The 23,723-nt window shown below is 49.6% G+C and carries 16 protein-coding genes and 5 pseudogenes; 15 read left to right on the top strand and 6 right to left on the bottom strand.

Annotated elements, in window-relative coordinates:
- Positions 1–46 precede the first annotated feature (46 nt).
- Positions 47–922 carry a radical SAM/SPASM domain-containing protein gene (locus tag L0M14_RS15830; protein WP_235117674.1) on the top strand — a complete coding sequence of 292 codons (876 nt, stop codon included), beginning with the start codon at positions 47–49 and terminating at the stop codon, positions 920–922.
- A 150-nt stretch (positions 923–1,072) separates the two neighbouring features.
- On the opposite strand, the gene L0M14_RS15825 is transcribed toward L0M14_RS15830, so the two are convergent.
- A complete protein-coding gene (locus tag L0M14_RS15825; protein ID WP_235117673.1) occupies positions 1,073–1,510 on the bottom strand; it encodes a MarR family winged helix-turn-helix transcriptional regulator in 438 nt (145 codons plus the stop codon).
- A 47-nt stretch (positions 1,511–1,557) separates the two neighbouring features.
- Positions 1,558–1,760: pseudogene (locus L0M14_RS15820) on the bottom strand (YrzA family protein).
- Between the two features lie 116 nt (positions 1,761–1,876).
- On the opposite strand from L0M14_RS15820, the pseudogene L0M14_RS15815 reads away from it, so the two are divergent.
- The 12 genes and pseudogenes from L0M14_RS15815 (at position 1,877) to L0M14_RS15755 (ending at position 16,829) form a co-directional block, all read left to right on the top strand.
- Positions 1,877–3,648: pseudogene (locus L0M14_RS15815) on the top strand (ABC transporter ATP-binding protein).
- Entirely contained in the window at positions 3,623–5,431 is a 1,809-nt protein-coding gene (locus L0M14_RS15810; RefSeq protein WP_235117672.1) for an ABC transporter ATP-binding protein, read from the top strand. The pseudogene L0M14_RS15815 and the gene L0M14_RS15810 overlap by 26 nt, the downstream one beginning before the upstream one ends.
- A 62-nt stretch (positions 5,432–5,493) precedes the next feature.
- A pseudogene (locus L0M14_RS15805) lies at positions 5,494–5,886 on the top strand (hypothetical protein); the annotation flags it as partial.
- A gap of 5 nt (positions 5,887–5,891) precedes the next feature.
- A complete protein-coding gene (locus tag L0M14_RS15800; protein WP_311198716.1) occupies positions 5,892–6,446 on the top strand; it encodes an EamA family transporter in 555 nt (184 codons plus the stop codon).
- Positions 6,447–6,533: 87 nt separating this feature from the next.
- A complete protein-coding gene (locus L0M14_RS15795) occupies positions 6,534–6,695 on the top strand; it encodes a hypothetical protein (protein ID WP_235117670.1) in 162 nt (53 codons plus the stop codon).
- A 78-nt stretch (positions 6,696–6,773) separates the two neighbouring features.
- Positions 6,774–6,923: a hypothetical protein gene (locus tag L0M14_RS15790; RefSeq protein WP_235117669.1), complete on the top strand. Its 150-nt coding sequence runs from the start codon at positions 6,774–6,776 to the stop codon at positions 6,921–6,923.
- A gap of 431 nt (positions 6,924–7,354) precedes the next feature.
- Positions 7,355–7,771 carry an amidohydrolase family protein gene (locus L0M14_RS15785; protein WP_235117668.1) on the top strand — a complete coding sequence of 139 codons (417 nt, stop codon included), beginning with the start codon at positions 7,355–7,357 and terminating at the stop codon, positions 7,769–7,771.
- 122 nt (positions 7,772–7,893) lie between these two features.
- Positions 7,894–8,538, top strand: a complete 645-nt coding sequence (locus L0M14_RS15780) for a hypothetical protein (protein ID WP_235117667.1) — start codon at positions 7,894–7,896, stop codon at positions 8,536–8,538.
- Between the two features lie 320 nt (positions 8,539–8,858).
- Positions 8,859–9,362 carry an efflux RND transporter periplasmic adaptor subunit gene (locus tag L0M14_RS15775; RefSeq protein WP_235117666.1) on the top strand — a complete coding sequence of 168 codons (504 nt, stop codon included), beginning with the start codon at positions 8,859–8,861 and terminating at the stop codon, positions 9,360–9,362.
- Positions 9,301–10,806 (top strand): efflux RND transporter periplasmic adaptor subunit, encoded by a 1,506-nt coding sequence (locus L0M14_RS15770; RefSeq protein ID WP_235117665.1) that lies wholly within the window; start codon positions 9,301–9,303, stop codon positions 10,804–10,806. The genes L0M14_RS15775 and L0M14_RS15770 overlap by 62 nt, the downstream gene beginning before the upstream one ends.
- A 41-nt stretch (positions 10,807–10,847) precedes the next feature.
- A pseudogene (locus L0M14_RS15760) lies at positions 10,848–13,954 on the top strand (efflux RND transporter permease subunit).
- A gap of 28 nt (positions 13,955–13,982) precedes the next feature.
- Positions 13,983–16,829, top strand: a complete 2,847-nt coding sequence (locus L0M14_RS15755) for an RCC1 domain-containing protein (RefSeq protein ID WP_235117662.1) — start codon at positions 13,983–13,985, stop codon at positions 16,827–16,829.
- Positions 16,830–16,920: 91 nt separating this feature from the next.
- Here L0M14_RS15755 and L0M14_RS15750 read toward each other — a convergent pair whose 3' ends face one another.
- The 4 genes from L0M14_RS15750 to L0M14_RS15735 all read right to left on the bottom strand — a co-directional run bounded on the left by L0M14_RS15750 (position 16,921) and on the right by L0M14_RS15735 (position 20,373).
- Entirely contained in the window at positions 16,921–18,138 is a 1,218-nt protein-coding gene (locus tag L0M14_RS15750) for a threonine synthase (protein ID WP_235117661.1), read from the bottom strand.
- Between the two features lie 87 nt (positions 18,139–18,225).
- Complete coding sequence (locus L0M14_RS15745; protein ID WP_235117660.1) at positions 18,226–18,960, bottom strand: YheC/YheD family protein; 735 nt, start codon at positions 18,958–18,960, stop codon at positions 18,226–18,228.
- The gene (gene panD, locus L0M14_RS15740) at positions 18,953–19,354 is read right to left on the bottom strand and encodes an aspartate 1-decarboxylase (RefSeq protein ID WP_235117659.1); all 402 of its coding nucleotides are present in this window, start codon (positions 19,352–19,354) and stop codon (positions 18,953–18,955) included. Before panD ends, L0M14_RS15745 begins: the two co-directional genes overlap by 8 nt.
- A 254-nt stretch (positions 19,355–19,608) precedes the next feature.
- The gene (locus L0M14_RS15735; RefSeq protein ID WP_235117658.1) at positions 19,609–20,373 is read right to left on the bottom strand and encodes a sulfite exporter TauE/SafE family protein; all 765 of its coding nucleotides are present in this window, start codon (positions 20,371–20,373) and stop codon (positions 19,609–19,611) included.
- Between the two features lie 184 nt (positions 20,374–20,557).
- Here L0M14_RS15735 and L0M14_RS15730 point away from each other — a divergent pair.
- Together L0M14_RS15730 and L0M14_RS15725 are read left to right on the top strand one after the other, a co-directional pair.
- Positions 20,558–21,876: pseudogene (locus L0M14_RS15730) on the top strand (MFS transporter).
- 139 nt (positions 21,877–22,015) lie between these two features.
- Positions 22,016–23,716 carry a methyl-accepting chemotaxis protein gene (locus tag L0M14_RS15725; RefSeq protein WP_235117657.1) on the top strand — a complete coding sequence of 567 codons (1,701 nt, stop codon included), beginning with the start codon at positions 22,016–22,018 and terminating at the stop codon, positions 23,714–23,716.
- Positions 23,717–23,723 lie beyond the last annotated feature (7 nt).

Genomic DNA, 23,723 nt, shown 5'->3' with positions numbered 1-23,723 from the left:
TTTAATGTAGCGGAAACACGAATGATCAGAACTGGAGCATAAAGCGATGAAAAAGTTTAAAAAGTTTTATATCGAGATTACAAGTGTATGTAATTTGGCCTGCTCGTTTTGCCCTCCGACGGAACGGAAGGCTAATTTTATATCGATAGAGGATTTTACAAAGACGCTAGACCAGGTTAAGCCGCACGCCGAATATATTTATTTTCATGTTAAAGGCGAACCGCTGCTGCATCCGAAGATTGATCAGCTGCTTGATCTAAGCCACGAACGCGGCTTTAAAGTAAATATCACGTCCAACGGAACGCTAATTACGAAGAATAGGCACAAGCTGTTGGGCAAACCGGCGCTGAGGCAGATGAATTTTTCCTTGCACAGCTTTGACGGACACGAAGGCTCAACAGACAAGGCCGGATATTTGGCCGGTATTCTGGATTTTATTCATGAGGCGCGAACGATGTCGGATACGATCTTCTCACTGCGTCTGTGGAACCTGGATCGAGATAACGCGACGAATGCTGAGCGCAATCGAAATAGGGAGCTGCTGGGTATGATCGAACAAGCCTTTCATCTGGACTACCGGATTGAAGAGCAGGTTGTGCGCGGCAAAGGCACCAAGATCGCACCGAATATTTATATCAATCAGGATTACGAATTTGTATGGCCGGCGCTGAAAGAGGAAGAAGATGACGGAAAGGGCTTCTGCCATGGTCTCCGCAACCAAGCAGGCGTGCTTGTAGACGGCACAGTTATACCCTGCTGTCTGGACGGCGAAGGTGTCATTAATCTAGGGAACATCCATAAGCAGCATTTCTCTGAGATTATCGAAGGCGAGCGAGCCGCGAACTTGTACGACGGCTTCTCGCGGAGGGAAGTTGTCGAGGAGCTTTGCCGGAAGTGCGATTACCGGAGAAGATTTTTGTAGACTGAAAACATCTACAGGGGCTCGTAATGAACTTTCTTTATCTGCATACGCGCGATCCTTATTATTGTACAATAAAATCCCTGCAATTCTGCTGTAGTGGCGGAACTGCAGGGTTTTTTACCTTTTGCTAATCGCGGCCGGTTATCTTAGTTAGACCTCGCTGCTTTTCGCTTCCAAATTCGCGTTGATCCGCGCCATAATGGACCGCAGGAGAGCAATTTCTTCATCGGAGACCGAATGAAGTATGCTTTGGACGAACTCTTTCTCTATCGGCTCCAGTTCATCGCTCAGTGCGCGGCCGCTTTCTGTGGCATAAGTAAGAAAGGAACGGCGATCTTCTTCGTTGGCAACCCGTTCAATCCAGCCCTTGCGCTCTAATTGGTCGAGAATGCGGGTGACATTCGTCGGATCCTTCTCAATCCGGCATGAGAGCTCCTTCTGAGTAATACCGCCTTCCTCTGCGAGCTTATTCAGCACGGACCATTGCTCGGTCGTAATATCATAGGGCTGGAATTGAATTGACAGCATCTGATTCAGCTTCCTTGCCGTCTTGCTAATGATAAAGCCTATGGAATCATTGACACTCACGGAATGTTCACCTGCTAACCATGTATTTGAGATGGGACGCGCCGCCGTTAAGCTTTGAAAAGCACGACCGCACTATAAAGGATTTTACCTGCGTTAGGATCGAAAACGGCTTGATGGGAAACGGATTGAACGTTCAGCAGCAGCGCTTTATTATTTTCAATCTGAACATCAATTTTTTCTCCAACGTACGTAAATCATAAGCTTCGAAAAACTCCACTTTCGACTCGATCTTGTCTAATCTGAATTCCATATTGATTCTCCTATTCGTGAATTAGCACTATTTTAACATAAAATCGCCTATTCGTAAGCGAAAGGCGTATAATGGGTAAGGGCGCTGTGATAACAACAACTAGGAAGTGATTCGGGTTGAAATCTACAAGGTTACTGAGTGATTATGTCAGAGAACACTGGCGGCTGTATGTCCTTGCGGCGATGTTAATTTCGATCGCTAATATTGTTCAGTCATATTACCCTAAGGTTCTCGGGATATTTACGGACCAGCTGCAGGCTGGTCAGTTAACCTCATCACTGATTGTTGAATACAGCTTGGAGCTGCTGGCAATCGGGGTGACGTTCGGTGTACTGGCTGCAATCGGTCAATACCTGATTATGAGAACGGGAAGAAAATTCGAGTTTGTCGCGAGAAATCGCTTGTTCGACCATTTTACGAAGCTGGGAGCCAGTTTTTATTCCCGGCACGGCGTAGGAAGACTGCTTAGCTATGTGGTGAACGATGTTACGGCAGTCAGGGGAATCCATCTCCATGGGGATTAACCAAACGGTAAACTCGACCATTTTGATCGGGGCAGTCGTCATTACGATGCTGTTCAGCTCCATTCCGCTCTATCTGATCGCGGTTTGTGTAACGCCCCTTTTGTTTATCCCATATCTTGTGGTTCGATTCCGGCCCATTATCAAGAAAAGGTCCACCCATGTACAGGAAGCACTAAGCGCCATGACAGAATCAGCGGAGGAGCAGTTTGGAGGCATTCGGGTAGCGAAAAAATTCGCGGTCGAAGACATCATGATTCGCCGATTCGGTGTGACGGTAGACCGCATTCGCGACAATCAACTCAGCCTTGTACGCTTGTCATCACTGTTTGAAGCATTGATCCCTTTCTTGGGAGCGCTGTCTTTGGTGGTAACATTGGCGTTCGGAGGCTACTTAACGGTTCGACATCAAATCACACTTGGCGATTTCGTGGCACTGACACTCTATATTCGAATGATGGTCAACCCGCTGCAGCAGATCGGCAGGGTCATCAATACGATGCAGCGTTCAAGGGCTTCGCTTGAAAGAATCAACGACCTGCTCACGATGCGTTCGGAGATCTTGGAGATTGAGAGTGCCAAACAGGCGGATTTTCAACAATCGGTGATTCGCATCGAGAATCTCTCGTTCGCTTATCCAGGGGAAGAAGATGAGGTGCTGCACGATATCAGCCTCCGGATTGAGCCCGGCAAATCAATTGGCATTGTAGGAAAGACCGGCAGTGGCAAAACGACGCTGGTCAAGCTGCTGCTCCGTATCTACGATCCTCCCGAAGGTACGGTATGGATCGGGGATCGTGACATCCGCGACCATACCCTGGAGAGCCTGCGCAATCAGATTGCTTATGTGCCGCAGGAGGGCTTTCTGTTTAGCACGACAATTCGTGACAATATCGCGTTTTACCAAAGGAATACCCCTTTCGAGCAGGTTGAGCAGGCTGCTCGTAAAGCGGAAATATTCAGCAGTATTGCAGCATTTCCGGACCGCTTTGAGACCAAGCTCGGAGAGCGCGGCGTGACCCTCTCCGGTGGGCAGCGCCAGCGAACGAGGCCTGGCAAGGGGAATTATCAAGGATTCGCCGCTGATGATTCTGGATGACAGTGTCAGTGCGGTCGATTCGGTAACGGAGAAGCATATTATTGATACGATTCGTAAGGAGCGTGCGGCCAAAACAACGATATGGATCGCTCATCGGATCAGTGCTCTCAAGCATGTCGATGAGATCATCGTGCTGGATCAAGGACGCATTGTCGAGCGCGGGACTCACCGACAGCTGCTTGCACAGCGCGGCTTGTATGCCAAGCTGCATGATATTCAAGAGGGAGGGGGCCCGACTACCGATGAATACGACCAAAGCGCCCAATAGACCGGATACGGACTCCGCTTCTAAAAAGTTATCGGCTCTTCGGGCATTATCCATCTACGCCAAGCCGCACAAATGGACGTTCCTGCTGGTGTTCGTGTGCATTATATTGGGCATCGCGGCCGATTTATTTCAGCCATATTTGGTTAAAATTGCGATTGACGACCATCTGATGAAAGGCATAGGCGAATATAAGCCGATCATCACCATCTGTCTTCTGTATGTAGGACTGTCTGTCAGCAGCTTGATATTCAGCTATGTGCAAAACAATCTCCTGCAATTTGCCGGGCAAAGTATTGTCGCCCGCATCCGCAAGGATTTGTTTCAGCATATTTTTCGGCTGTCCATGTCTTACTATGACCGTACGCCGAGCGGCAGCTTGATTACTCACGTTTCGAGCGATACGGAGACGTTAAACCAATTTTTTACACAGGTGATGCTGAGTGTAATCAGGGACGGAATGACGCTTGTTTTCATCATCGTGCTGATGTTTCAGCTCGATCCTCAGCTGACATTCGACAGCATGCTGGTTTTGCCGATCATCGCAGTGATCGCCATATCATTCCGTTCCTATATGCGCAAAACGTATCAATGGTCCAGAGCGCAGCTGTCCCAGCTGATCGGCTTCGCGGCCGAAAATTTGTCTGGTATGCATCTGATTCAGGCGTTTCATCAGGAGCGGGAGCAGATGAAACGTTTTACGGAACGAAATCAGGGGTATTTTCAAGCCAATCTTCGCGAAATTCGCACAAATGTATGGTTCAACCGCTCCTTCGATCTGTTAGGTAATCTGTCCGTAGCTTTTATCACATGGCTTGGCGGAATGGCAGTTTTGCATAAAAGCATTGAATTCGGTGTGCTGTATGCCTTTATCACGTATATTCGCCAATTTTTCCAACCGATTAATAACATTACGCAGCAGTGGAATACGCTTCAATCTGCAACTGTTTCCGAGAACCGGATTTGGAATATATTTTCCATCAAGCCTGAAGTGCCGGAGCCCCTCCAGCCTATCGATATGAATCCGGCTTCCATCCGGGGACATATTCATTTCTCCTGTGTCAGCTTCAGCTATCAAGCGGGGACAAAAGTCATCGATGATCTTGACCTTCTTATTAAACCGGGAGAGATGATCGGAATCGTCGGAACGACCGGAGCAGGCAAGAGCTCTTTGATCAGCCTGCTTTGCCGGTTCTATGATGTGCAGGAGGGACGAATACTGGTAGACGGCACGGATATCCGTGATATTTCTCAAGCGCAGCTTCATAAGCTGATCGGGCTCGTTCAACAAGAGCCATACCTGTATTCGGGCAGTGTTCTGGATAATGTCCGTATGTTTGATGAAACGATTTCTGCGGATGAAGTCATTCGCGCCTGCAAGCTGGTTGGAGCCGACGCTTTGATCGACAGAATGAAAGACGGCTATGAGACAAGGATATCCGAAAGAGGGAGCGGGCTCTCCGCCGGAGAGCGTCAGCTGATCTCTTTTGCTCGAATTATTGTCTTTCAGCCTAAGATTCTTATTCTGGACGAAGCGACAGCGAATCTGGATTCGCATACGGAGCAGTTGATTCAATCCGCGCTGCATACGGTGGCGAAAGGGAGAACCTCGCTCATCATCGCCCACCGCATTTCTACCATTGTGAACGCCAATCGGATCATCGTCATGAGGCAAGGACGTATCGCGGAAGAAGGCACGCATGAGCAGCTGCTTAAGCAGCATGGCTACTATGAACAGCTGTACCTGCACGCTCAAGGCCGCGTGAGCTCGTCACATACAGGATGAACGAGGGATGTTATCCACAGAGGGTAGTTTGTGGATAACTTGGACTTAGGGAAGATACATATATGTATCTGTTCATGCACGGGAGTAGATGTGATAAACTTTGGTGCATAGTGAATCAGATGGAGGTCATCGATAACATGATGTGGTTGTTTTTTGCCGTGCTTGCAGCAGTCAGCTTCGGGCTTCGGGGCATTTTGTACCATTGGACGAGTCAACAATCCTTGAACCGCAATGCTTTACTTAGCGGCGCTTTCTTTATGGGGGCTTTGATCAGCTTAGTCTGCAGTATGGTCTACCATGAAAGCTGGACCGTCTCATCCTTGATCGGGATACAGATGGGCTTATTTTCCTTTGGTGCGAATGCAAGTATGTTCAAAGGATTTGCTGTAGGTAAAGCTTCACTGGTTGCGATATTAACCGCTCTGCCGTCAATAGTCGTCGTTGCGCTCGCTTATGTGATATGGGGGAAACCTTTGAATCCATCGCAAATGGTCGCATTTGTCGTCATCGTCGCGGTATTTTGCTGGTTCGATATTCCAACGACCTGTCCTTTCGTAATTTGCAAGGGGCTGAGTGGGGGATGCTTGCTTTGTTGCTTTTTGCCTTTAACGATTTATCAGGAAAATGGTCCACTCTTCAGGATTCTCCAACATTCCCGACGCTGTTCTGCATGTTTGCTACGGGTAGCCTATGCTTTGGCGGATGGTGGTTGAAAGATCATGCGCGCGCTTCCGACGGTAAGGGGAGTGCTCAAGCTGCGAGCCCTAGATGGAGTGAGGGCCGCACCTTCCTGATCGGCATGGGGGTCGGTATAACCAACGCTGTGGGTATGGTGCTGATCTTGCATGCTTTCGAACTCGGTAAAGCCGGCCTGGTGTCAGCTGTCGTAGCTCTGAACGTACTCATTGTCCTGCTATATACGCGCTTTGTTGTGAAGGATCGTTTCAGCGGTTTGGAGCTTTCCGGGATGAGTATGGCTTTTGTCGGTATTATCATGATGCGGATATTCTCTTAAAGCGATTGACGATGGTGTAGTTAAGAGCCGAGACAGGCTACTCCCCTTTCCCATAAGATGAGATATACGAAAGGGGATAGTAGGCCTATGGTGCGATCTCGCGTGCAAACTTTTCGGTATAAAGCCGGCAAACGAACCGTTATCGTGATTAACATTGTTCAGACGGCTAGAGCTGCGGCGAAACTAGGCAATGTACTGGCTAGCAATGCAGTGAATATTCAAATTACGAAAAAGCAAAAGAAGCGTTAATCTGCCGATTCACCGTAAAGACCTTGAGATAGCCTCCTGTTTCGTCGGGATCAGGTATTTGTAAGGAGGTGAATGGGGATGAAACGCAAAGCGTTGAATTCGAAAAACTGGAGTAACGGAAAAACGAAGGTTCGCGTGAGACAGTCCGGCCGGGCAAACATTGCGCAGGGCGGTAACGCGATTGTTGTAAATGCTTCCGAAATCGGTGTCGTCAGGATACGTCCATAAGTTCATCATTACATGTGAAAAATGCCTTCCTTCGTCTGCGAGCAGCGGACTGGGGAGGCATTTTTTTCTACGAATGACCAATTAGCTAACAAGGTTTTCCGACAGTCTCTGTCGACATAATCACTACCTAAATATCGTATCGTTTCAAAAGATAAAGTTTACATCAGACCAGAATTTGAGCATTGTCTCTTCTGCGGCGTAGAATTAAAGAGAAGTCATATCGCTCAAGAAAAGCCTTCGCGGCATTCGCGAAATCGAAAGGAAACTCGACAACAGTACTCACGAAGAAGCCGAAGTCGTGAAAGACTACTTGGCTGCAGTCCGTTAGCTGCTCCTCGAAGATAGTAACCCGTATTCTGCGATGAAATCGATGGCGGGCTCTCCACCTTTCTTGAAGCCGTGGCGCACAAGGCGATCGCGACCGGGCTGCCATGCAGGGCCGTTTCGACGGATTTCCCAAGGGACGCGGCATCGCGAGGATCAAGGAAATGCTGCAAGCCGGTGTCAATGTCAGCATCGCACATGACGATATTCAGACACCATTTTACCCGTTAGGAAATGGAAGCTTGCTGCAGGCTGCTCATATGGCTGCGCATCTGGCTCATATGACGGGACGGCAGGACTTGTATGAGCTGGTGCGAATGGTCACAGACCGGGCGGCTCAAGTCATGCAGCTTGGCAGTTACGGAATTAGTGAAGGCAATCCCGCCAGTTTCGTGCTCATGCCTGCCGAGGATGCAGCTGATCTGCTTCGTGTACAGCCGGTTTGCAGGTATGTGGTCCGTCATGGACGCATCATTTCCCAAACAACCCCTCCTCAAAATAGTCTCAATGTGTCGCTATCCTAAGCGGCTTGAAAGACAGAATATATAGAAAAAAATAGGAATAGCTTTCTGAAAGCGTATAATTGAGGTACAATAGGTACGATGCAAGTGCGCTTACTATGAACAAGCAGGAGGCTACGACTGTAATGACTGAAAACAATATGGAAACGCAGAACGAAACCGAGCAAGATGAACAGCGTGATCCGGAGCAAGAACAGGCAAAAGCTATACTTGTTTGGTTCCAACACGTTCAACAGGTACTGAAGGAATATTTCAGCGAATATGAAGTCGATGGACAAATTGGCAACAACCCTGCCTATGGTCCGATGTTGGCTTTTACACTTAGCAAAGACGGCAAGTCCAGCTCATGCGGATTTTTCCTGAATGAAATTATGAGGAACTTTCAATCCAATCCCAATGCGATATTGTGGTTAAGCTCCTTCTTCGTGGATCTGCTTCGCAGTCCGGACAGCCACCCGCTGCCGAGCCCGCCTCAAACCGAAGACGATGCCAAGGCATTGTTTGACAAGCACATCGTGCCATACTGCGCACAAACCGTAAGAGAAGAGTTCTCGGATCAGCAGGTTTATGTTGATCTTGAGCTTCATCCGGAGCACGGACCTGTGCTGGAGACAGGCTTTGTGGCCGTCAAAGAAGGCAATAATACCTGTGCGCTGCCGCTGCATTATCTGTTGACCCTGTATCTGCTTAACCGCGATCCGGCTGAACCGATTATTCAAGCGATGTACAAGCTGTATGAAGAGAACAACCTGGGCTCGCAGCAAGCATAGAGGCTACATAAATAGGTAAGCACGAAGTAAATAGATGTTCAAAATTGAGGCGTTTTCCTTTTTTAGGGAAGCGTCTTTTTTGTTCATCGAGATCCTCCTATGCAAGCGACTCGTTTAAGACAAGAAAAGCCTTTTATACTTGTTTGTTCTAGCGGCGGTTCTATCCGTCATTATTAGTTGGGCTATGTGTTTGCTATAGCATACAATTTTACAAATAATTCATAAATGCATCATCATTCTTTCATAAATGTGCGCTATGTTGGGATTACACAGCTTGCCCAAAAATTATATAAGAAGTTGTAGACGGAGGTTAGGATTTCATGAAGTCGCTTAGAAGCATTTCTTTCATCGCTGCCGTCACGGCCGTGACTGTGATAGCGGGGTGCAGCACGGCCGGAACCGCTGCAAAGCCTGGGGCAAACAACCGCTCGGCAGTGCGTCAGATGACGGTGGAAACACAAACGGTCAAACTGTCTGACATTGGCGGGGGACAAGTATTTACAGGCTCCATTACACCTGCGTTTACAACCAATATTTCCTCGAAGGTCAGCGGTCGCGTCAATGCGATCAACGTTGCAGTTGGAGACCACGTACAGGTCGGAGAAGCATTGGCGGAGATCGATACAACCTCCCTCAGACAGTCCCTGGAACAGTCGCAAATGGACCTGGCGGTCACTCAGGCGCAGTACAACAAGGCGATTGCCGATCAGCAGAACAGTTTAGTAGCCGCTCAAAAGTCTCTAGCTGTTCAGCAAGCAGCCTATGAAAAGACGATTAATGATCAGAAAAAATGCTGTCGCTACCGCGCAAATTCAATTAAATAACGCTCTCGCGGCGCAGCAAAATTCAATTGAAAGCGCGAAGCAGGATGTTGCCAGCGCTGAAGCCAGCTTCAGCAAGTCGCAGGCGGATGCAGCTAATGCCGTTACGATTGCGCAGACGAATTTGAATTCACAGCTGGACAGCCTGTTGACGACGCAAACCAATAATATTGATAGCTATACACTGGCGGTTCAACAAGCTGTTGTAGGTTATAATGCTGCGATGCAAAATGGCGGTGATACGAGCACAGCGATGAATAAGCTGCAAAGCGCCCAGCTCCAGCTCCAGCAAGCACAGCAGGCTCAGTACAAAGACACGCAGAGCGCGCAGAACTCACTGACAAATCTGCAAAATGCGCTTCTTTCCGCTCAGAGCTCACAATCTGTTCAGGTAGCGCAGGAGACGCTCAATTCAGCGCTGCTAAAGCTTGCTTCCACGCAATCATCAGCTGCAGCTCAGATTGAACAAAATCGTCAGCAGCTTGCTCAGGCGCAGTCGGGTCAACAGCTTGCACTGAACAGCGCGCAAGCCTCGTTGGACCAATCCAAGCAAAGTGTTAACAACGCAAGTTCCACAGAAGGTCTAAAAGTGAATGAGGCGCAGCTGCAGCAGGGAGAAACCAAAGTCAAGCTGCTGTCCGAACAGCTGCAGGACGGAGTTCTAGCAAGCCCTGTAGAAGGTGTCGTAACGTCAATTATGACTCCTGTAGGGCAAAATGCAGGTCAATCGGCGATTCTCTCGATCGCCTCCACGGACCCGGTTATTGCTACAGTTAACGTTTCGGAAGCGTCTGTTGGTAAATTCAAAGCAGGAATTCCGATGAGTGTGAAAATACCTACGTTGAATAAAGATTTTGACGGTGAAGTAGCGGTCGTTCATCCGGCGATGGATGCAACGACGAAATCCTATCTGGTTGACATCAAGCTGAAGGATGACCAGCACGAGCTGCTGCCCGGCATGTTTGCGACGTCCTCGCTCAAAAGCGAAGGCAAGCAGTCGATTGTGGTTCCTGCCGATGCGGTGTTAAGCCAATCCAGCGGAAATGCCGTGTTTATTGTGAAAGACGGCAAAGCGAAGAAAGTGCTTGTTAAGATTGGAGTTATGACGAGCTCTTCCTTTGAAATCACAGACGGATTGAATGTAGGCGATGAGCTGGTCGTGAAAGGGCAGGAGCTGCTCTCCGATAATGTTCCGGTTCAAGTCGGACAGCCTGGCAAAGGAACTGGCGGAGCGCAAGGCGGCAAAGGAGCCGGCGGTGCACAGGGCGGTCAGGGAGCGCAAGGCGGTAAAGGGCAAGGCAGCCAAGGTCAAGGCGCAGCAGGAGACGGTCAAAAGAAATGGCAGGGCGGGTCCGGAGGTAAAGAGGGTGAAGGCAAGCCTGCTGACGCGGACGCAGCATCCGGCGGAGCAAAACCAGAAGCGCAGAAAGCGGGGGCTGGACAGTGAAGTTAGCTAATTTCTCCGTTCATCGTCCCGTTACGATCTTCATGATTATGATCGCATTGGTCATTGTCGGAGCCATAGCGGTTCCGCTTTTGCCGGTGGATCTGTACCCGAATCTGGAAATTCCGTCAGCTAACGTGTCAGTCTCATGGAGCGGGGCATCTCCCGGTCAGATCGAGCAGCAAATTACCAAGCCGATCGAGAACGCGATGGCAACCGTAGCAGGTGTGACCAGTATAACATCGAACTCCCGAACAGGCTCGGCGAACGTGACGCTGCAGTTCAACTACGGAACGGACATTGATCAAGTGACGTTAACGATGAGGGATAAGCTGGACAGAGTTCGAAGGCAGCTCCCGACCGATGCCGACGCGCCGGTCGTTTCAGGGTAGACCCGAACAGCTCGCCGATCATGACGCTGGCCTTGTACGGCGATAAGGATCTAGTGACGCTGCGCGACTTGGCGGATAACATCGTCAGTCCGGAAGTACAGCGGGCAGATGGAGTTGCTTCGGTAGGTGTTACCGGCGGTCGGGTAAGACAAATTCAAATCCTTGTCGATCCAAGCAAGCTGCAGCAGTATAATATTTCATTCAGCACTTTAACTTCAGCGCTGGGCAACGATAACACCTCGACGGACGCAGGTCTTGTCAACAAGGGACAGCAGCTCGTTCCTTTACATATCGACGGTGAGTTTAAATCCGTTGCCGATATTTCGAAAGTACAAGTGCAGCTCGGCAAAGGGCAGACGATTGCTTTAGGTGAGATCGGTCAAATTATTGATACGTATCAAGATGTAACCCTGGAAGCGCGTAAAGACGGTCAGCCGAGTGTCAGCTTATCGGTCCTTAAACAATCCGACGGCAATACCGTATCGGTTTCCGACAATATTCAAAAAGCAGTCAAAGAGATGCAGGCCAAATTGCCGGAAGGTGTTCATGTCGCAGTCCTCAGCGATCAGGCCAAATTTATTAGAAGCTCCTTGAATACGGTCGTTGAGCATACCCTGATGGGCGGCGTCTTCTCGGTCATTATCTTGCTCTTATTCTTGCGCAGCATCAGAGCAACACTCATTATCGGCATGGTTATTCCGATTTCGATCATCAGTACGTTCAGTATGATGTATTTCGGTCATCAGACCATCAACACGATTACGCTAGGCGGCTTGGCGCTTGGTTTAGGCTCGCTCGTTGACTTTGCGGTCGTTGTTTTGGAGAGTATTTTCCGAAAACGCCACGAGGGCATGTCTCCCGAGGAAGCTGCCAAGGCTGGCACGGCGGAGGTAGGAACGGCTGTAATGGCCTCAGCCCTAGCTCAAATCGCAGTTTTTGCGCCGACAGCTTTTATTGATGGGCTTGTCAAACAATTTTTCTGGCCGATGGCCCTCACCGTATGCTTCTCGCATATTGCCGCATGGTTCGCGGCTGTTACGCTGGTCCCTATGCTGGCCGCCAAAATTTTGCGCGGCAAGGTTGATGAAGAGCTGCCGAAAGGCAGATCGGTTAACCCGATGGTTTGGTTCGGCCGCGCTTTGCAGGGCATAACCAATGTGTACTCGCGCTTGCTCCGCTGGTCGCTCACGCACCGCTGGGTGGTCATTCTTGTGACGGTCGTTCTATTCGGAGCCAGCGTGTATGCAACCCGCTTTATCGGAAGTGAGCTCACACCGAAAACAGACCAAGGACAAGTCAACCTTTTCGTCAATTTGCCTCAGGGTACGGATTTTGATGTGACGAACAAGGTGGCAAGTACGCTGGAGGAACGGCTTAAATCGGTTCCTGAAATCGACTCTGTCTTTACTTCTGTCGGTTCTGCCGGTGGCGGAGCCTTCCAATCGTCGGCAACGAATACCGCTAATATTCAGATCATGCTCAAGCCGATTGGCGAGCGGAAGAAAAGCACAGATCAAGTTGCGGAGCAAGTTCGCGGACTTACGACAGGCTTTACCGGAGCCCAAATCGGTGTCAACGTTCCTTCAGGTGTAAGACTCCCCGGTCTTGGTGGTGGTGGAGGCTTTGGTGGCGGCGATATCCAGGTCAATCTTTCGGGACCGGATCTAGCAATTCTGCAAAAATTAGGCGACCTCGTGGAAGAAGAAATCAGCTCCGTCGAGGGCACGCGAAATGTTCAAAATACACTGGACCGCGCGATTCCGCAGTTTAATCTGACGGTTGACCGCGACGCTGCCGCCCATTACGGGGTTTCTCTAAGAGATGTTATGACGGCACTGCGTACGGCTTATCAGGGAAGCGTAGCCACCCAGTTTAAAACCGCCAGTACTCAGATCTCGGTATTAGTGAAATACCCGAACGATTTTACGAATAAATTGGAAAACTTCAATAACATCTCCATTACGACTTCATCCGGAGCCATTATTCCGGTTAGTTTAATTGCTAAAGTGGAGCCGGGCACAGGCCCTGCACAGATTCGCAGACAGGACCAGAACAGGGTGGCCTCCGTGCAAGCTTCCGTATTCGGAGCTTCGGTCGGGGAGGTATCAGCTAAGGTCAAGGAGAAAATCGATGCGATTCAAGCGCCTGACGGATATCAGGTGACGATGGGCGGGCAGCAGCAAAGCCAGAGCTCATCCTTCCAAAGCCTGTACTTGATCTTGATTCTCTCCGTTGTATTAGTCTACATGGTTATGGCGAGCCAGTTCGAGTCCCTCTACGGTCCGTTCATTATCATGTTCTCTTTGCCGCCTACATTCATCGGAGCCATTCTGGGGCTGCTCGTGACGCACAGAACGATCAACATGAACTCGATTATCGGGATGATTATGCTTGTTGGTATTGTCGTTAACAATGCGATCGTACTAGTGGATTACACGAATCAAAAGCGCAAAGCCGGGATGTCTCTGCCGGATGCGTTGATGGAAGCCGGTAAAGTTAGGCTCCGTCCTATTTTGATGACAACCGCAACGACAGTGCTCGCGATGCTTCCACTTGTGATAGGTTTTGGCGAAGGAGCTGAAACGCAGGCTTCAATGGCAACCGTTGTTGCTTTCGGGCTTAGCTTGTCAACACTCGTAACATTAGTACTAATTCCTGTTGTATATACATTGCTTGACGGTTGGATGGATGGCGTTAAGAAGAGGTTCAAGCGCAAGCCGGCGGCCATTCAGGATTCGGGAGCAACCGCATCTTCATGACGATGATAGTGAAGCGAAGGAGAAGACCATGAAAATAGTCAATCATATTTGTTCCATCTTGTTGTGCGGTCTGCTGGTTGCCGGTACAGCCGGCGGACTCGCCGGCCTTCCTTCCCGAGTATCTGCGGAGGAAGCAGGGGCTGCTGTATCAGATATAGAACAATCGGCATCATCCTCGATCCAACAAATCGCAGGAGGTAAAGGCTTCACGGTTGTATTGAAGCAGGACGGCACGGTTTGGACGCTCGGGGATAACCTGAGAGGAAAGCTGGGCGGGGGGTTGCAGAGCCGGAAGCAGGCAGTAAAGGTAAGCGGGCTTTCGGACGTTACGGCTATTGCTGCCGGTCAATCCCATACGCTGGCACTCAAGAAAGACGGCACCGTGTGGGCGTGGGGCGAGAATACCTACGGACAACTGGGGAACGGTACCATAATCGATCAGAACACGCCTGTTCAAGTGAAGGGCCTGTCACATGTTGTTTCGATTTCTGCAGGTATCTTCCATTCAGTTGCTCTGAAGGATGATGGCACTGTATGGACCTGGGGTGACAACACGTACGGCCAGCTTGGAGATTCCACGATGGACGCGAAAAATGAACCCGTGCAAATCAAAGGAAACCTTGCCGGCGTGAAGGCGATTGCCAGCGGCGCCTACCACAATTTAGCTATTGATAACGATGGTATTGTGTGGGCTTGGGGAGACAATTACTTCGGTGAATTGGGCTATGGCTATGATCAGAATCGGCTGAACACGCCGATTATGGTAACAACAGGGAGCAGCTGGAAGATCACGCAGATTGCAGCCGGCCTTGATTTTTCACTCGCGGTAAAAGATGACGGGACGCTGTTATATTGGGGCCTTATGAGCAGCCGGCAGAATGTCATCGGGAATTCGAACGGTATCAACGTGAATTATTCGGAGCAAAAGCTGCCTCTGCTTGTAAATGGCGTCGAAGATATTACGCAAATTGCTGCTGGCGGCTCCTATGCTGCGGCGCTCACGAAAGACGGAAGTGTTTATACCTGGGGCGAGAACAGCTATGGACAGCTCGGAATCGGCTTAGGCTATGACGGTGCAACGTGGGACCGTTCATTCCCTGCTAAAGTAAACGGTCTTCCAGCGGTATCATCGATTGGAACTGGACCTAATTTTATGTTTGCGGTGGATACCGATGGTCAATTATGGTCATGGGGCAGTAACAGCTACGGACAGCTGGGCGATGGCACGAACAATAATCAACCATCTCCGGTTGAGTCTTCCATTGTAAAATCCTTGGAAGCTACGGTGAAGAAGCCAGGTGAAGGAAATAAGCTGATAAAAAATCCCAAAGCTGTTTCATTGGCTGCGGGTGGAAGCGACACCTTTGCAATTCGGCCTAACGGGGTCTTTGGATGGGGTGTGAACACATACGGTCAATTGGGCATCGGTTCCAATCTATCGGCGCAGTCCCCTAAGCAGCTTGAATTGGGGGATGTGTCAGCCATATCGTCCGGCAATGCGCATACGTTGGCAGTCAAGAATGACGGTACATTGTGGAGCTGGGGTCAAAATTACTTCGGCCAGCTTGGATCAACAGGCTTAGACAATCAAAGCATGCCTGTACAGGTAAGCACGTTAACCGATGTCGTTTCTGCTTTCGCCGGAAACAATCACTCGATTGCACTTTTGGCGAACGGCACGGTGTGGACCTTTGGTGACAATACGTACGGTCAGCTGGGCCACGACTCAGATCCTCTGCCCGCCGCCGTACCGTCGTTATCCAACATCGTTGCAGTCTCTGCCGGCGCGAATTTCAACCTTGCGCTGGAGAACAGCGGAACGATATGGGCATGGGGGGACAATACCAACGGACAGTTGGGTGACGGGACGTTTGCCAGCAAACAGCAGCCAGTACCAATTACTGGAGTAACAGGCGTAATCGCCATCTCCGCTGGCAAAAACCACGCACTCGCGCTGAAAAGCGACGGCTCCGTATGGGCCTGGGGCTACAACGCATTCGGTCAATTAGGTGACGGTACGACAACTAGCAGCAATAAGCCGGTTCGAGTTACGAAGCTGAATCAGGCAGCAGCTATTCAGGCCGGTGCGTATCATAGCATGGCTATCGGCAAGGATGGGAGTGTATGGTCCTGGGGCCAAAATCTCTTTGGTCAACTAGGCGATGGTACCCTAAACAACCGCAATCAGCCTGTCCAAGTGAAAGATATGGCAAATGTCAGTCAAATGGCTGCTGGAACGGATCATAGTGCAGTCATGTTAAAGAATGGTTCGATCTGGACTTGGGGAGGCAATTCTTCCGGCCAGCTTGGTGATGGAACTCTGACGAATCGCTCAGAACCTGCGCTTGTCCCGGGGCTGACGGATACTTACAATGATATATCCGGCCATTGGGCGGAGACCGCTATTGAAGAGGCTGCAGCTAAAGGGTATATAAACGGCTACGATGACGGCAGCTTTAAACCGGATCACACGATAACCAGAGCAGAGTTTGTCAAAATGCTGATGACCGGTCTCCGGGAGAATGTGCAGCCGGCAAGCGATGAAGTATGGTACAAGCCCTATGTGGAAGCTGCCCAGCGGCTCGGTCTATTGCAAGAAGGTGACCTGCAGGGAGAGATGAATGAACCGATTACCCGTCAAGAGCTTGCTATACTAAGCCTAAGAGCGGCAACCTCCAAGCTGTCGAAGCCCTACATGCCGATCACAAGCAAAGATGCTATGAACGATGCGGTGCAAAACGGGATCATGGAAGGTCTGGCTGACGGTGAGCTTGCTCCAACAGGAGAATCGACTCGCGCACAAGCTGTCATTGTACTGAAAAGAACGCTGGATTGGAAATATAAGGTGGCAAACACTGTGCCAGCACCTTATTAAGGTATCGTAACCCGTAACGTGCACAAGTTTTGAAGAAAAAGCGATGGATCCAGGAGCATGCAGCTCAAGGAATCATCGCTTTTTACTATACCTAGAGGTTTTTTGAATGGAGGAGAAAATCCGCGTAGGTACGAATGAGAGGAGGCTGCTTGGAAAGCCTGACATCCGTGTATTTCATATGATGGGAGGTGTTGAACAATGTGACGGTATCTTCTGGACGAATCCATCCGCTGTCGCACAGGGCTGTTAGACCTGCCCACGTAGCCGATCCCTCGGGTGAAGCGGAGACTCCTAGTGATCCTAGGCTATAGGAGGCATCTTGAATGTCGCTACGGCTGACAGCAATCGAAGTGCCGCCGCTTTCCTTGACGATGGCAAGCAGCAGCTCAAGATCAGGAGGCTGAGGTACCCGCATTCCAGTTGGACTTGGCGCAGTTCGGTGCTCTTCACCGGCGGTGTGATTTGCGGCTGAGAGAGCGTCAACAATCGGTTGGCAGCCTTCTTCTTGCACACAGACGAATCTAGGCATATCTCCGTCTATCCAGCCTAACCTCTTGAGCTCTTTGTAAGCCTTCCACATCCCCACAATACCCGATCCCCCGCCCGTAGGATAGATAATGACGTCAGGGAATTTCCAACCCAGCTGTTCGGCAAGCTCGAGTCCCATTGTTTTCTTGCCTTCTACCCGTCCTGCTTCCTTCAGTGTGCCTACATTCACCCATCCCTGCTCATGCTTGCCTTCTTCAATGATGGCACCGGCATCATGAATGAGACCGTCGACCAGGTAGGTGGAAGCCCCATACTGGATGCATTCCTGTACGATTAAAGGCGGACAGTCTTGGGGGATAAACACATAGGCCGGAATGCCCGCGCGTGCTGCATAAGCGGCTAACGCACTGGCGGCATTGCCGTTGGAAGGTACAGCCGCACGTGCTGCACCAGCTTCTTTCAAAAGGGAGACGGCAGCAGAGAACCCTCGGCTTTTGAAGCTGCCTGTCGGGTTCTGTTCTTCCCGTTTGACCCAAAGCTGCTTCAGCGGCAGTTTTTTCTCCATGCCGTGCATCCGCAGCAGCGGCGTCCATCCCTCGCCTAATGAGACAATTGCTTCATCCTGGGTCAGCGGCAGCAATTCCCGGTATCTCCACATGGAAGGATATCGTTTGGATACTGTCTCTTTGGAAAATGAGCGACCTATTTGTTCTACATCGTAATCAACAAGCAGCGTACCGCCGCACGTGCACTTCATGTCGGAATAACGAAAAGGCAGCCTGGCTGCGCATCGTGTGCATAGAAGCCCGAATCGGTTCATGGCTAACCTCCTAAGTTTATTGCACCAGCTATCTTAGACTATTAGCGGATGAACCGATTCGGGACGGCGATTGGCTTGGGGCATCTATCACTTCTTTGTGTAAGAAACGATAGTCCGATACATCGACTTGTCTTTCAGTTTCAAAAACAGTCCGAGCATCGGAGCGAAGTTCACCTCGATAACCCACGGCTTGCCTTTTCCATCCAGCCCCATATCTACACCCATCGTCCGCTGATTCGAATAATATTTCTGCAGCTGGCGCGCGGAGCGGAGAGCTGTCCGGTTAACGGCGGCGTTTATTGCGGATTGGGAATTGTTTTTTAGCCCGGAACGGCGGATTGCTTCGCTAAAGCTTAGGATCGAGCCGTTGCTGCGTCTCATGTTGGTAACAATAAAGCCTTTACCGGCTACTTTAGCGAGAGTTCCCGTTACCTTCCAATCTCCTCGTTTCTTCCTTTGCACCATAACACGTAAATCAAACGGCCTTTTTTGAACCGTGGCTAGAGAGATACGGCGCTGTACAAGCTGGTTGCGTCTCCTTCTTTTTTTCAAGACGGCCGACGTCAGTTCAGCCTTGGTTGCATATTTTCTCTTTTTAGCGCCATCATGGACCTCATAGTAAACGCCCTTGTTACGTACACGAATGACGCCTTCGCCGCCATAGCTGCCAGTGGGCTTAACAATCACTTCGCCATATTTGTCCAGTAAGCTCCAAAAGGCTTTCTCACTTAGCCACAAGGTTTCCGGAAGGTGTGCTCGTAGGGAGGCGTCTTTGCGCATAAACTTATATTTGGTCCACTTGCTTGTGCCGTATTTACCCATTACGCTTCACTTCCTGCTTCTCGATCACGAGATCGTGCTCTTCCACAGACAGCAATTGATTCTGTTCATCAACAAAAACAACCTGCGGCTTCAGAGCGGCGATTTCTTCTTCATCCAGAAGGGCGAGACTGAGTATGATTACCAAATCGCCGGGAGAAAACAGATGGGCGGGAGGACCGTTCAGGCCGATCTTGCCGCAGCCCTCTGGTGCTGGAATTGCGTAGGTTTTCCAACGGGTGGCGTTCTTCAAGCTGGTAACCTGCACCATTTCGTAGGGGTGAATATTGGCTTTTTTCATGAGCAAGCCATCTATGGTTATACTGCCCACATAATTCAGGTCGGCTTCCGTTACGGTAGCTCTATGGATTTTGCCTTTACACATTAAACGCTGCATGCACAGTAGCTCCTTTGTTCGTGGCATTGGGTGTTCATCACAGCGTATGAATGCCCGGCTTCGGATGCATAGGCAGATGACCAGGTTGCGTGAAAATGGGTTATTATCCAAACCTACTGCTTGTATTTCCCGGGGAAGCGCATAAACCGACATCTATCGCGCAGCAGCAAAAAACCTTCCCAATGGTCCATGCCCACTTAAGCAGCGAGCTTGTTCCTAGGAAGGTTTTATGTCGTGTTGGTGTTTCCTTACGTTCAAATCAGCTTGAGCCCGCTGATCAGTACAAGGCTTGCGATAATGGTGCGCAGCGCATTTGTAGGGGCTTTGGCGGATAACATACTGCCGATGATAACCCCGGGAATGGACCCTGCTAGCAGGTTTAACACCAGCGTGTAATTCACATTTCCCATACTTGCATGAAGGATGCCTGCAACAGTAGCGAGCAGGAATGCGTGAGCGATGTCAGTCCCAACGAGACGGGAGGTAGACATTCTGAAGAAGTACAGCATCGCAATGGCATACAAGGACCCCGAGCCGATAGAGGTCAGCCCGACGATGAATCCAAAGACAGCACCGATCGCAATCGTAAGACCGCGCTTTTCTTCAAGTGCTTTAAGCTGCCAGCGGTTTTCCTTGATCATATGGCCGAAGAATACTTTGAACAAAGTCGCGGCTGCCACAAGAATGAGCACATAGCCAAGTGCATGCTTGATAATCTGCTCTTGGTTATGATAGTAGGATTGGAACACATGCAGGAATCCTACGGCTATGATGACGCCGGGAATACTGCCGAACGCTAAATATTTGACGAGACGAAAGTCGATCGTTTTTTGCCGCCAATGTTGAATGGTTCCGAACAGTTTGGTGATGGAATTATAGAGAAGGTCTGTTCCAACAGCGATAGCAGGATTAATATTTAACATAATTAATATTGGAGTGAGAAGTGAAGCTCCTCCGACGCCGGTCAGCCCGACCAAAAAACCAACAAGTACACCCATCAGCAAGATGCTTATCGTCATGTTTATCAAGTCCCCAATCAATATCCCACTAATCTTATTGGATTTATTTTATTCCATGAAAAAGCCATTTGTAAAGAGATATTTTTATGACTAGTTGCAGTATATGGATTATAATGGGATGGGTGTATGTCCGGATGCTTGGCTAATTATGGTTTATCATCTTGTGCTTCAGGAGGGCTTGCTAGTGAATAATCGGGTAACGGTAATGATCAGTATCGTGCTAGCCATGCTTGTCTCATCGATGGATACGACAATAGCGAATACCACAATGCCGATTATTGTAGGTGAAATAGGGGGAAATGAATGGTTCGCTTGGGCGTTCACCTCCTATATGGTGCTCTCTACGGTGATGGCGCCTGTGGCAGGACGAGTATCTGATTTATATGGAAGAAAAGCGATCCTAGGCGCTGGAATTATTGTGTTCATGATCGGTTCGGTGCTGTGCGGATTTTCTCAATCTATGCTGCAATTGGTCTTATTTCGGGCGCTGCAAGGAATCGGAGCGGGGATTATGATGCCGTTTCCGAGCATTATTGCAGGTGACTTGTACCCTGTTGAAGAACGCGGCAAGGTACAAGCGCTTTCACAGGAATGTGGGGACTTGCTGCAGTGCTTGCGCCGCTGCTTGGCACTTTTTTTGTCACGTATATGAGCTGGAGATGGATTTTCTTTATCAATGTCCCTCTATGTATTGTTGCGCTTCTGGCGCTGCAGCCTTATCAGGAAGTGTATGAAGCGAAACGTTCTACGATCGATTATTTCGGTTCTGTCTTATTTGCAGTGGGAATCAGCTTGCTGCTGTTGACCACAGCCGTAGAACGATGGGTAATCCTATACGGAATCGCAGGCGTTATTGTCATGCTAATGTTTTATTGGTATGAGAGTAGGCAGGTATCCCCGATAGTTCCGATGCATGTACTCCGAAATAAACCGGTAGCTCTCATGATTGCGGGTTCCTTTCTTTCTTGTACGGCGCTGTTCGGCACTTCCAGCTTCATCCCGTTATTTTTGCAAAAAGAGGGCTATTCGCTCTTCATGAGCGGAGCCGCGCTGCTCGGAACCTCGATCGGCTGGATGGCTGTGGCGGTACCGGCGGGAAAATGGGTCCTTCGATACGGCTATAAAAAACTGCTGATCATCGGTAATGTGTGTTTGGTCGGTGCAGGCTTGATGCTCGCAGCCATGCGTGAGGGGACGTCCATCTGGTATGTGTTTGCAGCTATGATCATCCTTGGGACAGCTTTTGGCATGCTGTTTACGATCTCGACCATTGGATCTCAGCAGCTGGTTGCTGCGCATGAGAAAGGGATTTCCACATCGCTGCAGCTGTTTGCGCGAAATATCGGAACTGCCGTCAGCGTCACCGTGATGGGGGCGATCCTGGCAAAATCCGTACACTTCTACAGCGGGATTCACACGATGTTTGTATTCGGCGTCGTCGGCAGCTTGGTAGCGCTGATGATCCCGTTTGCCATCAAGATTCCGCTGCCGCAAAGAGATTAGGTCCTAATAAGCTGAGGAGACTTCCTACTGGAGTCTCTTTTTTTTGTCGTTATTTTGAATGAAAAGTGAAAAAATTGTAAAGACATGTCGAATCAATTTTACTATGATTGAGGAAAGAGAAGAGAGAAAGGAGATCATCATGATACATCGTATTTTCAAGTTTGGAAACGCTTCCATTAGAGTTAAGCTGGCTGTCGCCCTTATGATCATCATTGTATGCACGGCAGGAATCAGCACTTTACAGCTGTGGAGATTTTCCGGTTATATAGACGACTACAATAAGCTGCTTGTCGATTTATCTGATGCGAATGATATTAACGGCTTGCTAAAAAATCAGCTAGATTCCGAAATTCGCGATATTGTGTATGGTAAAATTTCGTTTGATCAAGGACGACAGTTCCAAATGCTTGACGATATGGAGCGAAAGGTAAGCAATATTCAAGCACGTGAGCACTACGGCAATGTGCTGGAAGCGCTTGGAGCCTTGCAAAATACAACCAATTACTTGCGCAAACAGGTGCAGGCGTTGAGTCAACAAAACGATGTGCAAGAGCGCACGGGTTCTTATGAGTCCATCACGGACACGACAGCCATTGTCGAGCAGGGGGTACAAGAGCTGATCCGCCAAAAGCTGCTCGCCAGCGAGTCGATCAAGCAGGGAATTATGGATAATTTTCAAAGAGATATTACGATATTTATCGTTGTAGTAGGATGTGTTGCTGTTATTTCCGGTATTATCGCTTGGGGACTCAACCGGGTACTTGCTCATCCGATACGGGTTCTAAGTCGAACCACAAGTATGGTTGCCGAGGGAAACTTGAACGTTGAACCTGTAACGAGTAAGTACCGTGACGAAATAGGGCGATTGTGCGCTGCGTTTAATGAGATGCTGCGAAACCTGCGTCTTCTGATCGGCGGTGTACGTGACGTTCATGGTAAAGTGCAGGGCTCCACGGAGCACATATACCAGCGGATGGAGGATAATCGCGGTTCCAGCGAGGAAGTGGCAAGGTCGGCGATGGCCATTGCCGAAACCGCACATTTGCAGTCGGAGCGAATTTCCGATGGCGCAGAGGAAGTGGACCGAGTTGTGATCTTGTTCGAGCAGATGCGAGGGCAGCTGGAGCGAATCTATGCGCACGCCGAGCAGTCAGCAGCAATGGCTGTACATGGTGACGAAAAAGTAACCGGCTTTGTGAATCAATTTCATCAAGTCGAGACAGGCATCCAATCGGTAAGCAAAGAGATTAAGGAGCTGCAGCAGCTCTCGGATGTTATGGTATCAACAATGAAGCAGATCAGCAGCATAGCGACGCAGACCAACATTCTATCCATCAATGCGAGCATTGAAGCAGCACGTGCGGGCAATGCCGGAAGGGGCTTTGCCGTCGTCGCTCAAAAGATCAAGGAGCTTGCTCAAAGCTCCAAGGACTTTGCGAATCAGACCCAAGAACAAATGGGTATCGTTCAGCAAAAAATAGAAACCGTGTATAAGCAGATGAACCAGGGAGCGGCAGATCTGCATAAGGGAGGGGTGCTCGCCGCAGAAGCGCAAGAATCGTTTGCTTCCATACGTTTGGCTAATCGGGACGTGCACAAGGAGCTCGGGGGAATTTCCCGTGAAATGAATGATGCCCACACGAATATGACGAAAGTCGGTTTTCTGATGAAGGATGTGAAGCAGCGTACCGCCTATATATGCTCAGAGGTTGATCAAATTTCTGCGATGGGTCAGGAACAGCTTTCCTCTTATGAAGAGGTTGTGGCAGCGGTCAACCTCCTAGTCAAGCATACGCGTGAGCTGGAAGCAGGGATGCAGAAATTCGCAGTCAGTATGTAAAACGATT

The organism is Paenibacillus hexagrammi (assembly GCF_021513275.1).
In the GTDB taxonomy this organism is placed as follows: domain Bacteria; phylum Bacillota; class Bacilli; order Paenibacillales; family NBRC-103111; genus Paenibacillus_E; species Paenibacillus_E hexagrammi.
The sequence above is the reverse complement of the archived record's forward strand: the minus strand, read 5'-3'. Positions and strand labels throughout refer to the sequence as shown.

Excerpts from the sequence above, each read along its gene's own strand:
- L0M14_RS15830 (WP_235117674.1), top strand. The coding sequence starts at position 47 with ATGAAAAAGTTTAAAAAGTTTTATATCGAGATTACAAGTGTATGTAAT.
- L0M14_RS15810 (WP_235117672.1), top strand. The coding sequence starts at position 3,623 with ATGAATACGACCAAAGCGCCCAATAGACCGGATACGGACTCCGCTTCT.
- L0M14_RS15800 (WP_311198716.1), top strand. The coding sequence starts at position 5,892 with ATGGGGGAAACCTTTGAATCCATCGCAAATGGTCGCATTTGTCGTCAT.
- L0M14_RS15795 (WP_235117670.1), top strand. The coding sequence starts at position 6,534 with ATGGTGCGATCTCGCGTGCAAACTTTTCGGTATAAAGCCGGCAAACGA.
- L0M14_RS15790 (WP_235117669.1), top strand. The coding sequence starts at position 6,774 with ATGAAACGCAAAGCGTTGAATTCGAAAAACTGGAGTAACGGAAAAACG.
- L0M14_RS15785 (WP_235117668.1), top strand. The coding sequence starts at position 7,355 with ATGCAGGGCCGTTTCGACGGATTTCCCAAGGGACGCGGCATCGCGAGG.
- L0M14_RS15780 (WP_235117667.1), top strand. The coding sequence starts at position 7,894 with ATGACTGAAAACAATATGGAAACGCAGAACGAAACCGAGCAAGATGAA.
- L0M14_RS15775 (WP_235117666.1), top strand. The coding sequence starts at position 8,859 with ATGAAGTCGCTTAGAAGCATTTCTTTCATCGCTGCCGTCACGGCCGTG.
- L0M14_RS15770 (WP_235117665.1), top strand. The coding sequence starts at position 9,301 with ATGAAAAGACGATTAATGATCAGAAAAAATGCTGTCGCTACCGCGCAA.
- L0M14_RS15755 (WP_235117662.1), top strand. The coding sequence starts at position 13,983 with ATGAAAATAGTCAATCATATTTGTTCCATCTTGTTGTGCGGTCTGCTG.
- L0M14_RS15750 (WP_235117661.1), bottom strand. The coding sequence starts at position 18,138 with ATGAACCGATTCGGGCTTCTATGCACACGATGCGCAGCCAGGCTGCCT.
- L0M14_RS15745 (WP_235117660.1), bottom strand. The coding sequence starts at position 18,960 with ATGGGTAAATACGGCACAAGCAAGTGGACCAAATATAAGTTTATGCGC.
- panD (WP_235117659.1), bottom strand. The coding sequence starts at position 19,354 with ATGCAGCGTTTAATGTGTAAAGGCAAAATCCATAGAGCTACCGTAACG.
- L0M14_RS15735 (WP_235117658.1), bottom strand. The coding sequence starts at position 20,373 with ATGACGATAAGCATCTTGCTGATGGGTGTACTTGTTGGTTTTTTGGTC.
- L0M14_RS15725 (WP_235117657.1), top strand. The coding sequence starts at position 22,016 with ATGATACATCGTATTTTCAAGTTTGGAAACGCTTCCATTAGAGTTAAG.